The organism is Glutamicibacter nicotianae (assembly GCF_002797775.1).
Lineage (GTDB): Bacteria > Actinomycetota > Actinomycetes > Actinomycetales > Micrococcaceae > Glutamicibacter > Glutamicibacter nicotianae.
This window is the reverse complement of record NZ_PGEY01000001.1, coordinates 1,522,504-1,537,073: the sequence shown is the minus strand read 5'-3', so window position 1 is coordinate 1,537,073 and position 14,570 is coordinate 1,522,504. Positions and strand designations below refer to the sequence as shown.

At 60.5% G+C, this 14,570-nt stretch carries 9 protein-coding genes; 5 read left to right on the top strand and 4 right to left on the bottom strand.

All coding sequences use genetic code 11. The features are described from left to right. The first annotated feature begins 108 nt into the window (after positions 1–108). Positions 109–1,320, top strand: coding sequence for an RNA polymerase sigma factor (locus ATK23_RS07060; RefSeq protein ID WP_100339252.1), 1,212 nt, complete (start codon positions 109–111; stop codon positions 1,318–1,320). 124 nt (positions 1,321–1,444) lie between these two features. Here the strand turns inward: ATK23_RS07060 and ATK23_RS07055 are convergent, their stop codons facing one another. Further along, complete coding sequence (locus ATK23_RS07055; protein WP_038991880.1) at positions 1,445–1,669, bottom strand: DUF7455 domain-containing protein; 225 nt, start codon at positions 1,667–1,669, stop codon at positions 1,445–1,447. A gap of 221 nt (positions 1,670–1,890) precedes the next feature. Here ATK23_RS07055 and ATK23_RS07050 point away from each other — a divergent pair, with 221 nt between their 5' ends. Next, positions 1,891–3,999 carry a DNA gyrase/topoisomerase IV subunit B gene (locus ATK23_RS07050; RefSeq protein WP_066144392.1) on the top strand — a complete coding sequence of 703 codons (2,109 nt, stop codon included), beginning with the start codon at positions 1,891–1,893 and terminating at the stop codon, positions 3,997–3,999. Between the two features lie 72 nt (positions 4,000–4,071). Here the strand turns inward: ATK23_RS07050 and ATK23_RS07045 are convergent, their stop codons facing one another. Further along, positions 4,072–5,034 (bottom strand): M56 family metallopeptidase, encoded by a 963-nt coding sequence (locus ATK23_RS07045; protein ID WP_066144395.1) that lies wholly within the window; start codon positions 5,032–5,034, stop codon positions 4,072–4,074. A gap of 23 nt (positions 5,035–5,057) precedes the next feature. Continuing rightward, positions 5,058–5,429 (bottom strand): BlaI/MecI/CopY family transcriptional regulator, encoded by a 372-nt coding sequence (locus ATK23_RS07040; protein ID WP_066144398.1) that lies wholly within the window; start codon positions 5,427–5,429, stop codon positions 5,058–5,060. A gap of 399 nt (positions 5,430–5,828) precedes the next feature. Between ATK23_RS07040 and ATK23_RS07035 the strand changes: the two genes are divergently transcribed. The 3 genes from ATK23_RS07035 to cydC are packed head-to-tail and all read left to right on the top strand — an operon-like array spanning position 5,829 to position 11,833. Further along, the gene (locus ATK23_RS07035; RefSeq protein ID WP_066144401.1) at positions 5,829–7,427 is read left to right on the top strand and encodes a cytochrome ubiquinol oxidase subunit I; all 1,599 of its coding nucleotides are present in this window, start codon (positions 5,829–5,831) and stop codon (positions 7,425–7,427) included. Between the two features lie 24 nt (positions 7,428–7,451). Continuing rightward, a complete protein-coding gene (cydB, locus tag ATK23_RS07030; protein WP_038991874.1) occupies positions 7,452–8,477 on the top strand; it encodes a cytochrome d ubiquinol oxidase subunit II in 1,026 nt (341 codons plus the stop codon). Positions 8,478–8,503: 26 nt separating this feature from the next. Continuing rightward, positions 8,504–11,833, top strand: coding sequence for a thiol reductant ABC exporter subunit CydC (gene cydC / locus ATK23_RS07025; RefSeq protein WP_066144404.1), 3,330 nt, complete (start codon positions 8,504–8,506; stop codon positions 11,831–11,833). A gap of 86 nt (positions 11,834–11,919) precedes the next feature. Here the strand turns inward: cydC and ATK23_RS07020 are convergent, their stop codons facing one another. Further along, positions 11,920–14,553: a DNA gyrase/topoisomerase IV subunit A gene (locus ATK23_RS07020; protein ID WP_066144408.1), complete on the bottom strand. Its 2,634-nt coding sequence runs from the start codon at positions 14,551–14,553 to the stop codon at positions 11,920–11,922. Positions 14,554–14,570 lie beyond the last annotated feature (17 nt).

Sequence of the window (14,570 nt, the reverse complement as noted above, 5' to 3'; positions counted from 1 at the left end):
GTGCCAGCCCTAGGTGTTTAGTCAGCGACTGAGCACTATCGGACTTGACAGGGTCATAGTGGTGTTACCGGCAGGTGCATCCGGAACGCATCGTTAGAAAGGTTATTCGTGTCATCTTCTGAGACGAACGCTAATCGCATAGCAACTGAGGCCGAGGTCGACGCGGCTGAGGCCGAATCAGCCACCCCTGCAGCGAAGAAGCGCGCTACCAAGGCCAAGCCTCGGACTAAAAAGGTCGCTGCCGAAACCGCAGCGCAAGACGAATCAACCGGAGCGTTGGCTGACGCCGATGACGATGCTGAGCCAGGCACCGATTCGAAGGATGCGAAGTCCGACGATGATTCAAAGGGCTTCACACTTTCAACCGGTGATGACGACGCTCCGCAGCAGCAGGTCATGGTGGCCGGCGCGACCGCTGACCCGGTCAAGGACTACCTGAAGCAGATTGGCAAGGTTGCCCTGCTGAACGCCGAGCAAGAAGTCGACTTGGCTCTGCGCATTGAAGCTGGCCTGTTCGCAGCTGACAAGCTGGAGAAGGACGATGGCTCCATGGATCAGCGTCTGCGTTGGGACTACGAGCAGATCATCCACGATGGCAAGATTGCCAAGAACCACCTGCTGGAAGCAAACCTTCGCCTGGTAGTTTCCCTGGCCAAGCGCTACACCGGCCGCGGCATGCTCTTCCTGGACCTGATCCAGGAAGGCAACTTGGGCCTGATCCGTGCGGTGGAGAAGTTCGACTACACCAAGGGTTTCAAGTTCTCGACCTATGCCACTTGGTGGATTCGCCAGGCAATCACCCGTGCCATGGCGGACCAGGCGCGTACCATTCGTATTCCTGTGCACATGGTTGAAGTCATCAACAAGCTGGCGCGTGTCCAGCGCCAGATGCTTCAGGATCTCGGTCGCGAACCGACCCCAGAAGAGTTGGCCAAGGAATTGGACATGACTCCTGAGAAGGTCGTCGAGGTCCAGAAGTACGGTCGTGAGCCGATTTCCCTGCATACCCCACTGGGCGAAGACGGCGACTCCGAATTCGGTGACCTGATCGAAGACTCGGAAGCCGTTGTGCCAGCCGATGCAGTGTCCTTCACCCTGTTGCAGGAACAGCTGCATTCGGTGCTCGACACGCTTTCGGAGCGCGAAGCAGGCGTCGTGGCAATGCGTTTCGGCCTGACCGATGGCCAGCCTAAGACGCTGGACGAAATCGGCAAGGTCTACGGGGTGACCCGCGAGCGCATTCGCCAGATCGAATCCAAGACGATGTCGAAGTTGCGTCACCCATCGCGTTCCCAGGTGCTGCGCGACTACCTGGACTAAGAAACTGAGGATGTGGCCAGCAGTTCATGCAATGAACTGCTGGCCATATTCTTTATTGCCATTAATGCAAGAAGAAGGCGACCCAAAGCGGGTCGCCTTCTTTGATCAGCAGTTGGCCACGAGATTAGTCGTTGGCGTCTACCTTGGGCTTTTCGTAGAGCCGCGAGGACTCGTCCTGCCAGAGGGAAGTCTGCGGACGCAGTTTTTGTTCTACATCGCGGCTATGGTGAGCGCAGAAAAGCAGCTCACCGCCGGTCGAAGCCAGCACGGCTCGCACGTAGGCCTGTGCGCCGCAACGGTCGCACCGGTCGAGGGCGTTAAGTTCACGACTAGCGGTCGTAGTAGTCATTGCCAGCCTCCTAAAGTTGATGGTTACTCTATACAACCAGCTTGGATCCTGACTTTATCCCGAATTGGCTGTTCTTTCGCTCACCGCGTAGCGCATGTGGATAAGCTCATACCTGCCCCGAGTGTTCGCCAGCACCGGAAAATAGCGGGTATTCGAACACATTAACGATTAGAATATGAACCAAGACGTACTTTCTCATGCAACTAGGAGACAACAGCTCAGTGGCTTCATCCGACAATTACAGTGCCCGGCACCTTTCCGTATTGGAAGGCCTGGAAGCAGTTCGTAAACGACCGGGCATGTACATCGGCTCCACCGACTCCCGTGGCTTGATGCATTGCCTCTGGGAGATCATCGATAACTCTGTTGACGAGGCGTTAGGCGGGTTTGGGCAGGCCATTGATGTCATCTTGCACTCTGACGGCTCGGTCGAAGTCCAAGACGATGGCCGTGGCATCCCCGTGGATGTTGAACCCAAGACTGGGCTGAGCGGTTTGGAAGTCGTCTTCACCAAATTGCACGCCGGTGGCAAGTTCGGCGGTGGCTCCTACAGCGCATCCGGCGGCCTGCACGGCGTGGGTGCCTCAGTAGTAAATGCTCTGTCGGCCCGCTTGGACGTGGAAGTTGACCGCGGCGGCAAAACCTACGGCTTGCAGTTCCGTCGTGGCGAACCAGGCAAATTTACCGATAAGGGACGCAAGAAAGCCGATGCGGCGTTCAAGGCCCATGAGACCGCAACGCCTCCGGGAATTATTGGCAAAGCCAAACGCGGCGTAACCGGAACGCGCATTCGCTACTGGGCCGACAGCCATATCTTCACCCCGGATGCGAAATTCTCCTATAAGGAATTGCAGGATCGCGCCCGCCAAACCTCCTTCCTGGTCCCGGGGCTGCGCATCACCCTGCGTGATGAACGCGGACTGCCGGACACTCCGGGCGCAGACGGACCTCATGAGGAAGTGTTCCAGCACGACGGCGGCATTAGCGAATTCGTCGACTACCTGAGCAGCGATTCACCGGTTACAGACATCTGGCGCTTCCACGGCAGCGGTTCCTTCCATGAAAAGGTTCCGGTCATCGACAGCAACGGCCGCAGCCATATTGAAGATGTGCAGCGTGTCTGCGAAGTGGACGTGGCGGTCCGCTGGGGGATCGGCTACGAAACCACCCTGCGCAGCTTCGTCAATATTATTGCGACACCCAAGGGCGGTACGCATACCGCAGGCTTCGAGCAGGCCCTGCTCAAGTCCTTCCGCAAGAATATCGAGGCCAACGCGCGCAAGCTCAAGTTCGGCCAGAAGGACAAGCTGGAAAAGGACGACGTTCTGGCCGGCCTGACTGCCGTGCTGACCGTCCGATTGGCCGAGCCCCAGTTCGAGGGCCAGACCAAGGAAATTTTGGGCACCCCACAAGTGCGCCAGATTGTTTCCAAGGTGCTGGAAAAGGCGCTCAATGATCGTCTGGGCTCCAGCAAACGCAACGAAAAGGCTGAAGCCTCCACGCTGATGGAGAAGGTCGTCAACGAGATGAAGTCTCGTGTGTCGGCACGCATGCATAAGGAAACCCAGCGTCGCAAGACGGCTTTGGAATCCTCGTCGCTGCCAACCAAACTGCTTGATTGCCGGAGCAAGGAAGTCGGCAAATCCGAACTGTTCATCGTCGAGGGCGACAGCGCATTGGGCACTGCCCGACTTGCACGCTCCAGCGAGTACCAGGCGTTGTTGCCGATTCGTGGCAAGATCCTCAATGTGCAAAAGGCGTCGATCTCGGACATGCTCTCCAATGCTGAGTGCGCAGCGATGATCCAGGTGATAGGTGCTGGTTCGGGCCGCAGCTTCGACATCGAGCAAGCGCGATACGGCAAGATTATCCTGATGACCGATGCTGACGTTGACGGTGCGCACATTCGCACCCTGCTGCTGACGCTGTTCTATCGCTATATGCGTCCGATGATTGAGCACGGTCGCGTCTATGCGGCGGTCCCGCCGTTGCACCGCATCGAGGTAATTAATCCGGGCGCCAAGCAGAACGAAGTCATCTACACCTACTCTGAGACGGAAATGACCAAGCTGCTGGCCAGCTTGGAGAAGGAAGGCCGACGCTACAAGGAGCCGATCCAGCGCTATAAGGGCCTGGGCGAGATGGATGCAGACCAGCTGGCTGAAACCACCATGGATCCACGCCATCGCATGCTGCGCCGTGTTGGCATCGAGCATGCGCAGGCAGCCGAAGAAGTCTTCGACCTGCTGATGGGTTCGGATGTGGCACCGCGCAAGAAGTTCATCATCGACGGCGCCGATGATCTCGAACGGGAACGCATCGACGTTTAGAACCGCAGATGCAACGACGTCCTTGAACTCCACTGGGGTTCAAGGACGTCCTTGCATGGGATCGAGCGGGTGCTACCAGTCCAGCAGCCGTGGCGCAATGAGCAGAACTGTCGGGCAGACCATCAACATAATGGTGCTCAGCAGCACCAGTGCCCGTTGCGGGCGGCTCAGCGGATCTTGCGGGGAGAGCAAGCGCTTGAGCCTGCGGGATGATACTTCGCCATCGGGCATGCCAACCAGACCGGCGCTAGAGGCATGAGGCGTTGACGAGCGGTCATCCATGGTCGCTGCGGTGGCCACAGTGACGATGGCTTTGAGCAGCGTCTGCCGATTGGCCTTTTCCAGTGCTTTGTCGTCGGCCAGCATTTCGATCAGTTGGCGCACTGCATCGAGTCCAAGCCGTGAGGTCGGCAGCCAGGGCAACGCTTCGTGCCAGGCCGTGAAGGCCAGGATTAGCAAATCATGGCGTTGATCCAAATGTGAGCGTTCATGGGCGATGACCGCCTGCTGCTCTTGAGCCGAAAGCTGGGTGAGCAATCCCCGTGACAGCACGGTCACCGACTGCGAGATGCCGGGCACGCAGTACGCCACGGGCATATCATGATCGATCACCAAGGTGTTCGCGCGCGTCTGCGAGGGGTTGCTCAACAGGCGAAGTAGCTGCCGGTGCTTGGCTCGTTGGCGGGAGGTGCGCCAAGCAGCGCGCATGAGGGTCAATACTAGGTGGAAACCGAAGAGCAGAGCTGTACTCAAGGCGAAGAGGTGCACGATGCCGGGGTAGGGCACACTCGTGTCTCCTGTCAGTAGGAGCCATCCGCCATGCAGCGCGGAGATCAGATCATCGCCCAGTGGGTCCAAGCCCCAGACAAGCATTGAGCCGATCATGGAAAGGCCACCGCCTAAAGCAATGGCTTGCCACAGGAGTACCGCTTGCACTGGTGAGCGCGCGGTCCAATTCGCCTTGGATAAAGCCAACGGCGTCGGCCACGCCAATGCGATAGCCAACGCCGCTAGGAAATATGAGGTGAGAAGCACTCAGTCCCCGAGGTTCATCTAAATTATGCGGACTTTACTGAGTCCAAGATAGCACGCAGGGAAGCTGCTTCGTCGGGGGAGATGCCTCCAATGAATCGTGCTAAGACTGCTTCACGGTCCTGGGCGGTGCCCAGTGCGTCGTTGAGCAGTCCAACGGTGTGATCCTCACGGGAGGATGAAGCTGCGTATCGGTGAGGGCGGGTAGTGCGCTCGCGCTCCACCAGACCCTTCTTCTCGAGACGTGCTAGCACGGTCAGCACCGTCGTTACTGCGAGTTCTTTCGCGTCGGTGCCAAGCGCCGCCAAATCATCACGAAGGTCATTCGCGGTGAGTGGTTCTGCGGAATCCCACAGAAGATCCATGACGGAGCGTTCCAGATCGCCAAGGCTGGCCACTAGGTCGTACCTCACTTGCATTAGTTCTAACGCGGTTGCTTGCACTCAGCGAGAGCATGCAGACTGCTTGGGCTCTTAATTGTAGCCATCTTTCCACAATATTTCTACGGAGCGTAAAAGAGATGGGTGAGTACAGGCTTTAGCAGTTTCGCTGCGCGTTATGGGATTGTCCCGGGTGAAACTTGTTGACTTGGGTTTTTTAAGATCCGTAGACACAACCCTGTCAATAGGCTTAGTATTTGCGCTCGCGCCCGCGGTGTTGAAATTTGCAGCCGGCAAAACCTGCTAATCCCGTCGATTTCTACAAGCTGTCGAAATCGTCTATTCTGGCCTTGGAGGTCTTTTCTACGAAAGGTAGAAAAGCGGTTTACATTCCATCCCGCGATAGTTGAGGAATCCATGGATGCTCTAGAGATTGCCCGCTGGCAATTCGGCATTACGACGGTCTACCACTTCTTGATGGTGCCCCTGACCATTGGGCTGGGCTTGACCGTGGCCACATTGCAAACCATGTGGCATCGCACCGGCAACGAACACTGGCTGCGAATGACAAAATTCTGGGGAAAGCTTTTCCTCATCAACTTCATCATGGGCGTTGCCACGGGCATCGTCCAAGAGTTCCAATTCGGCATGGCCTGGAGCGAATACAGCCGCTATGTTGGCGACGTTTTCGGTGCGCCGTTGGCCATGGAAGCCCTGCTGGCTTTCTTCGTGGAATCCACCTTCCTGGGGCTCTGGATCTTCGGCTGGAAGAAGCTACCCAAGCGTGTCCACCTGGCAACGATCTGGTGCGCTTCCTTGGCGACGATCCTTTCGGCCTACTTCATCCTCGTTGCGAACTCGTGGATGCAGCACCCGGTCGGAACGAAATTAGTTGACGGCCGTGCCGTGATGACCGACGCATGGGCGGTGTTCACCAACAACACTGCGCTCGTGACCTTCCCGCACACCATCTTCGGCGCCTTCGCCGTTGCCGGCGGCTTCCTGCTGGGCATCTCCTGGTTCCACCTCTACCGCCGCCGCAAGGAAGGCATCGACACCGTGGATGCCAACGGATATGTAGTCGTGGGTGAAGACCCAAACCGCGGCAAGAACCGCGACAAGACCGACTACCAGGTCTGGATTAAGTCACTGCGCATCGGTGCTTCGGTAGCCATGGTCGCCTTTCTCGGTGTTGCTCTGAGCGGGCACGAGCAAGCAAAGCTGATGTTCGAACAGCAGCCGATGAAAATGGCAGCGGCAGAGGCAGCTTGCCATGATGGTACCGGCTTCTCCGTGCTGTCGTTGGGCGATATCACCGCCCAAGGCACAACCAACTGCGACAACGTCGTAGCTGTCTTCGAAATTCCGGGCATTCTCTCGTACCTGGCCAACGGAGATTTCACCACCGAAATCAAGGGCGTGAATACCCTGATTCCGGAATACCAGGAAAAATACGGCAAGTACTATCCAAGCGATGCGTCCTTCGGCCAGTACGCGGGCCAGGAAATCAACTACCTGCCCGTGATGGAAGTGACCTACTGGGGCTTCCGCTTGATGATCACTCTGGGCGGACTCTCGGCACTGGCAGCCGGCGTCGCGCTGTGGATCACCCGCAAGGGCAGCGTCCCGGAAAGCAAATGGCTTTCGAGACTGGCGGTATTGGGCATCGCCGCACCCTTCGGCGCCAACGCCACCGGCTGGATTTTCACCGAAATGGGCAGGCAGCCGTTCACCGTTGCGCCTAACCCGCAGATGGGCGGGGTGGACCAGGTGTTCATGTATACCGCGGCCTCGGTCTCTCCTACCGTCAGTGCAGGAGAAATGCTGTTCTCGCTGATCTCGCTCACTGCAATCTATGGCGTGCTGCTGGTTGTGGAACTGGTCCTGCTCACTCGCTACATCCGAGGCGGCGTGGCATCGGCAATGCCGGAGCTCGAAGCGGCAGATCATTCGTCATCCGGTGGCCCTAAGGGGCCTGACAACGATGATGACGACGTACTGGCATTCGCCTACTAGCGGAACGGACGAAGGAGAATTTCAATGGATTGGCTTCCAACACTTTGGTTCGTTGTGATAGCGCTACTCTGGTGCGGCTATCTCTTCCTTGAAGGCTTCGACCTCGGGGTCGGCATGCTCATCGGGCTTGGACGTTCCACTGAGAAACGCAAGCGCCTCTTGCTGAATACCATTGGCCCGGTCTGGGACGGCAACGAAGTGTGGCTGCTGACCGCCGGTGGCGCGACCTTCGCCGCCTTCCCGCACTGGTACGCTTCACTGTTCTCGGCACTCTACATTCCGTTGACCATTGTCCTGGTGGCATTGATCTTCCGTGCTGTGGCCATCGAATACCGGGGCAAGGCGATCACCGCCGCAACCCGGAAAGCATGGGATCTGGCCCTGGGCCTCGGATCGTTGGTCGCTGCCTTCGGCGTCGGAGCCATGCTGGCGTTGACCACCTTGGGGTTGCCCTTGAATGAGAACGGGGACCGGATCGGCGGAGCCTTCGCCTGGCTGAATTGGCATGCCATTCTCGGTGGCGTAGCGGTGGTGGCGTTCTGCTGGATCCATGCATTGGCTTTCCTGCGGTTGAAAACCGACGGTGCGGTCCGCCACGAAGCAGGCAAGCTCGTAGGCCGCTGGCTGCCGGTAGCAATCCTGCCCCTGGTCGCGTGGGCACTGCTGGTGCTGCTGGATAACGACTCCGGCATCGCATGGGCAGTGATGGGCCTGGCGGTCATCGCCCTGGCTGCATCGATGATCAGCGGACGCGCTGGACGCGAAGGAGTTTCCTTCATCGCACTGGGAGTCACCCTGTTGGCCGGAGTCGCCGCGATCTTCACCGCCGCTTACCCGGTGGTGCTGCCGTCGACCATTGACCCGGCCTTCGATCTCACCGTGGCCAACGCGTCAAGCACGGCCTACACCTTGAAGCTCATGAGCATCGTCGCTGCCTTTGGCGTGCCGATGGTCCTGGCCTACCAGGCGTGGAGCTACTGGGTATTCCGCAAGCGCTTGCGCGAAGAGCATATTCCCGACACCCATCGTGTCGTCTCGATCATCAAGTAACTGCGTTTTCGACGGAAAGAGTAGCAATGCCAACCCCGCGATTCCTGCCGCGTGAACTGATCACGCCACGACAATTCCTGGTCTTGGCGCTGTTCTCAGCGCTCAAGGTCGCGGGGCTGGTCCTCGTCGCCTACGCCCTGGGCCAATGGATCGCCACCATGGCCGCGGGGGGCGCCAATGAACCGCAGTTGCTGGTCCTGGCATTAGCCGGGGCCGCGCTTCGAGCACTCAGCGCGTGGGGCTTGAATGCAGGAGCCCGGCGCATGGGCCTGGGTGCGAAGGAACGCTTGCGGTTGAACCTGGTCCGCAGGCAAGCGGCGCAGCCGGCTATCGCCCCCGCAGCGGAACAGCAGTCCATACCGGTCACCGCCACCCTGGCCAGCCATGGCCTTGAGAAGCTCGATGACTACTTCACCAAATTCATCCCTGCGTTCATTGGCGCTGTGGCCGTACCGCTGCTGCTTGGCATCTTCATCCTCCAGCTGGACTGGATCAGCGCGGTGGTGCTGGTCCTGACCATCCCGCTGGTCCCGGTGTTCATGGCGCTGATCGGCCTGCACACCCAGGACACCCTCAATGAATCCCAAGCCACCCTCGACCGGCTTGCCCATCAGCTCTACGAACTGGCCCAGGGCCTGCCGGCGCTGCTGGGACTTGGCCGGGCTCGCGCCCATGGCAACGCCATCGCGGCAGTGAGCAACAAGTACCGGGCGGCCACCATGGCCAACCTGAAGACCGTCTTCATGTCCAGCTTCTGGCTGGAACTGATCTCGACCCTCTCGGTGGCGGTCCTCGCGGTAATGATCGGCGTGAGGCTGGTCGGCGGAAATATGGATCTCGCCTCCGGGCTGATCATCCTGATCCTGGCACCAGAGCTGTTCTCCGCACTGCGCGAAGTGGGCTCCGCCTACCATGCGGCCGATGACGGGCTGGCCGCCTACCAGAAGTACACGGCCCTCACCGCACCCATCCCGGCCCATCAGCTGCGGGCTGGCACCGCAAATAATCCGCAGAACCTCCTGGAAGTCGCGGATCTGCAGTTCAGCTACGATGGCGAGCATCCAATCCACCACGCCGTGGATATCCAATTGCGTGCCGGCGAACGGCTCGTGCTGTCCACGGCAAGCGGCACGGGCAAGAGCACGCTGCTCAAGCTGATCGCCGAGGCGCACAGCAGCGACAACACGTTCGACCCGGCTCTCGCTAGCGGTCGGATCTTCGTTGCCGGCCAGCTGGCCATGATCAGCCAGCATCCTGCATTCAACGCAATGACAGGCAGCGAACAACTTGACCAGGATGCCCCGGCAGCACCTGCAGAATTGCGCGAAGAGCTCAGCACCCGGCTGTCGCTGCACACCATGCTCGACCGCCTAATTGGAGAATACTCGCCCGGAGAGCTGCGCCGACTGGAAGTCCTGCGTGCACTGCTGCGGATCCATAGCGACGATGACTGCACCGTGCTGCTGGCCGACGAGCCCACCGCGCACCTTGACGAGGCCAACGCCCGGGCAGTGCGCGAACTGCTGGGCGAATTGCCTGCCCGCTGCGCCATGCTGCTCGCCAGCCACGACCCAGCCTTTGGCCAGAGCCAGAATCCGGGACAAGCCGCCGAAGCTGCTGATGCCGCGGCGCACGGGCAGACCATGGGCCACCAGCAGCCGGATGCCGCGCAGACCCAGCCGGAGGCAACTGCCCCAAGGCCGGGGTACTCCCGGTTCAATCCGATGCGCGATTTGCTCATGGGCTACAAGGCCGCCCCGAAAGCGGTGCTTTGGGGGACCGCTAGCGTGCTGTGCGGCGTGGCGCTCGCGGCGCTGAGCGGCTGGCTGATCGTTGAATCCAGCTATCAGCCAGCCATTCTCCACCTGACCGTAGCTTTCGTCATGGTCCGCACCCTCGGCATCGGGCGAGCGGTCTTCCGCTACCTGGAACAACTGGCAATCCACGACGCGGTCCTGGCCTACGCTGCTGATCTGCGCGAGAAGATGTGGAACGCCATGGTGGCCAACCCGGCACGATGGGGCCTGCTCAGCCGTTCCTCGGTCATCCTGCGATTCCTGCTGGCTGAGGTGGATGAACTGCGCGACCTGTTGGCCCGCGTGCTGTTCCCACCACTGCAGGCCATCGCACTGTGGATGGCGGCTGCTGCGGCCCTGTGCATTATCCAGCCGGAGTTCGGCTATCTTGCCTTTGGTGCGTTCGGGGTGCTGGTCTTCCCGGTTCGTTGGCTTGTCCAGCGCATCGAAGGCGAGCACTTCGTGCTCCAGCTGCGCCACCGGATGCAGATGAACCAGAGCGTGCTGGGAATCTTGCGGCACAAGACCGCGCTGCGCAGCAACCAGGCGCTGGAACGAATCCTGGGCCGATTCCAAGAGGACGAAACCCGCAATACGCAACAAGCTCGCCGGCATGCGTTAGGACAAGGTAGCGCCACTGCCTTGGCCACGCTGACCAGCGTGCTGCTTGCCATCGCCATCACCGTGTTGTCGCACAGCAGCGCATCCCATACAGCGCTCGCCGTGCTCTTGAGCCTAGCGTTGGGGGAGAGCGCTGGAAATGCCTTGGTCGCGGTGCAGCAGGGACGGGCACTGAGAGAACTGTCATCGAAGCTGGCCGAACGCGGCATGCACAGCGGCCCGGCACCAGCAACGCAGGACAATCGCCCAGCGGGACCGAGTAAGATTGCCGGCTACGAAGCGCAAGCACTCAGCCTCGGTTACGACGATGGCCCATTGGTAGTGGAGAATCTGAGCGCCCGCATTCCCGCGGGTCAGTGGACGGCCATTACCGGCCCTTCGGGCTCAGGCAAATCCACATTGCTTACCGCATTGCTCGGTGCGTTGCCTGCGCACTCGGGATGGCTGAAGGGAATCGATGCCCAGGGCAACCTGCTGGATCTGCAGCGGGCAGAATTGTCGTCGGTGGCGTGGTGCCCGCAAGAAGCGCACCTGTTCGACTCGTCGATTCGCCGGAACTTGATGCTGGGAGTCGATGACGACCAGCAGCGCAGCGATGCCCAGCTGGAAGAGTCCTTGGCGCAGGTCGGGCTCGCGGACTGGCTGGCGGCCCAGCCCGAAGGCCTCGAAACACGCATCGGATCCGGCGGGCACCAGCTTTCTGGCGGACAGCGCTGCAAGCTTGCCGTAGCCCGTGCCTTGGCAGGCGGCCACCAGGTCATCCTGCTCGATGAACCCACGGCCCACCTCGGCGTCGATGAGGCCCGAGGGCTGCTTTCGACTTTGCGTCAGGCCCTTGCCGGGCGAACCGTCGTCATGATCACCCATGACCAGCAGCTCGCCGAGCAGTGCACCCACCGCATTGAAGTCGGCAGCCGGAAGCCGGCCGTCTGCGTATAGACCGGCGGCGCCGTGCCCGCAGTGGAATGCAAGGGGGATACGGCGCCGCGTTCAGTTCTGGCGCTGACGGCTCAGCGCATTTCGGTTCAGAGGATTACGCCGCCGTCATCGAAAGGCAGCGCATCTTCTCCCGGCGTGATGGCGGGAGCGGGCTTGGCCTTGGCCGGTTCGGGAATCAGCGCTTCCTGTGCTGCGGCTGGGATGGGTTCCTGGGCAGCGGGTGCCGCCGGAGCTTCGTCTCCTCCGCTGATGGCCCCGCCAATGATGTTCACTGATTGGGCCAACGGGGCTCCCGAACCATCGCGTTTGCCGTATTCGGTAGGCAATGCACGCACCACACCCGCCGTGGAACTGGCGCGTGCTGGGCCCTGGCCGGCATAAGCCAGCTGCAGGTGGTCCTCGCCCTTGACGAAACGGTGCGCCCGCACGCCCGCGGTGGCGCGGCCCTTGGCCGGGAACTCGGAGAACTCGGTGAGCTTCACCGACTGGCCCGACGTCCCAGGAAGGGTTTGCGAACCGGCAGCGATGGTGGCTACCACGGCGTCGCTGGCACCGGCAGGGACCACTCCGAAGAAAATCACCTGGTCGTCGGCAGCGAGCTTGATGCCCGCCATGCCTTGGCTGGTGCGGCCCTGGGCGCGCACGGCCGAAGCGCTGAAACGCAGCAACTGCGCGTTCTTGGTCATGAACACCAGCTCGTCGGCGTCTTCGGCCGGTGCCGCGGCAATCACCACGTCCTTGTCCTTGAGCGTAATCGCCTCGAACTCGTCACGGTTCAGCGGGTAGTCAGGGCTCACGCGCTTGACCACGCCGTTCTGCGTGCCAATGGCAAGGACCCGGTTCAGCGGAACCAGCGCCACCGCGCTTTCGCCCTTGCCCAGCTTGAGGAATTCGGAGATCGGCACGCCATGGGCCAGCTGCGGGAAGCCGTGGGACTCGGGGAGCACCGGAACATCGATCAGCGAGATGCGGATAATGCGGCCGGCAGATGTCAGGGCGCCGATTTCTCCGCGGGCGCTGGAGGCGACCTGCGAGGTGAGCACATCATGCTTGATGCGCGCCGCGGAGTAATCCACGGCCTGCCGATCGGGGGTCCGGGCGATCTGCCCGGTGGCAGAGAGCAGAACCCAGCATGGGGTATCGGATACTTCCATCGCCAGCTTGGCCTTCTTGCCGGTTCCGACTTCTTCGGGCAGCGCGGTGCCCTTCAGCGGTGCCAGCTGGGCAGACTTTAGCAGCTTGGTCCGGCGCGGGGTGCCGAAGGTCTCGGCCATTTCACCGAGTTCGTTGGAAACCACGGTGCGCAGCAGCTCGTCGGACTCCAGGATGGCGCGCAATTCCTCGATTTCGTTGCGCAGCTGCTCGGCCTCGGTTTCAAGCTCCAGCTTGGAGAACTTGGTCAGCTGGCGCAGCCTCAGTTCCAGGATGTGGCTGGCCTGCGGTTCGCTCAGGTCGAAGACCGTCATCAGGCGTTCGCGTGCTTCAGCGGTCTGCTCGGAAGAACGGATGATGGCAATGACATCGTCAATATCAACGATGGCAATGAGCAGACCCTCAACCAGGTGCAGGCGGTCCTCGCACTTGGCCAGGCGGTGCACGGTGCGGCGGCGTACTACATCTATCCGATGGTCCACATACACGGTCAGCAGCTCACGCAGCCCCATGGTGCGCGGCTGGCCATCGACCAGGGCAACGTTGTTGATGCCGAAGGAATCTTCCATCGGGGTGTACTTGTACAGGCTGGCAAGCACGGCGTTCGGGTTGAAACCGTTCTTCAGCTCGATGACCAGCTTCAGGCCGTGATGCCGGTCGGTCAGGTCCACGACATCGGAAATGCCGGAGATCTTCTTGCTGTTGACACCATCCTTGATTTTCTCGATGACCTTTTCAGGACCCACGCCATATGGCAGTTCGGTGACCACGAGGCCCGACTTGCGTGCTGAAATCTTCTCCATGATCACCGTGGCCCGGGTGCGGAACAATCCGCGACCGGTGCGGTAGGCATCCTTGATGCCATCCAAGCCGATGATGCTGCCACCTGACGGCAGATCCGGGCCCGGAATGAACTTCATGAGCTCGTCCACGGTCGCGTCAGGTTCCCTGAGCAGGTGCTGCGCAGCGGCGACTACCTCGCCTAAATTGTGCGGAGCCATATTGGTAGCCATGCCCACGGCAATGCCTGTGGTGCCATTGACCAGCAGGTTAGGGAATGCGGAGGGCAGCACTTCTGGCTGCATGAACTGGTTGTCGTAATTCGGCACGAAGTTCACGACGTCTTCATCCAGATTCGCGGTCATGGCGACGGCCGACGCTGCCAGGCGGGCCTCGGTGTAGCGCGGGGCCGCTGGTCCGTCATCGAGCGAGCCGAAGTTGCCGTGGCCGTCGATCAGCGGAAGGCGCAGCGAGAAATCCTGGGCCAAACGGACCATGGCGTCATAGATCGCGGTGTCACCATGCGGGTGCAGCTTGCCCATGACCTCGCCGACCACGCGGGCCGACTTGACGTGGCCCTTCTCGGGGCGCAAGCCCATCTGGGCCATCTGGAAGAGGATGCGCCGCTGAACCGGCTTCAGGCCGTCGCGGGCATCGGGAAGCGCGCGGGAGTAGATGACAGAGTAGGCGTACTCCAAGAAGGATGATTCCATTTCATTGGTGACGTCTATATCGACGATATTTTCAACGAAATCCGCTGGAATCTCTTCAGACTTCTTACGAGCCATTACTCTGTTCGTCCTTC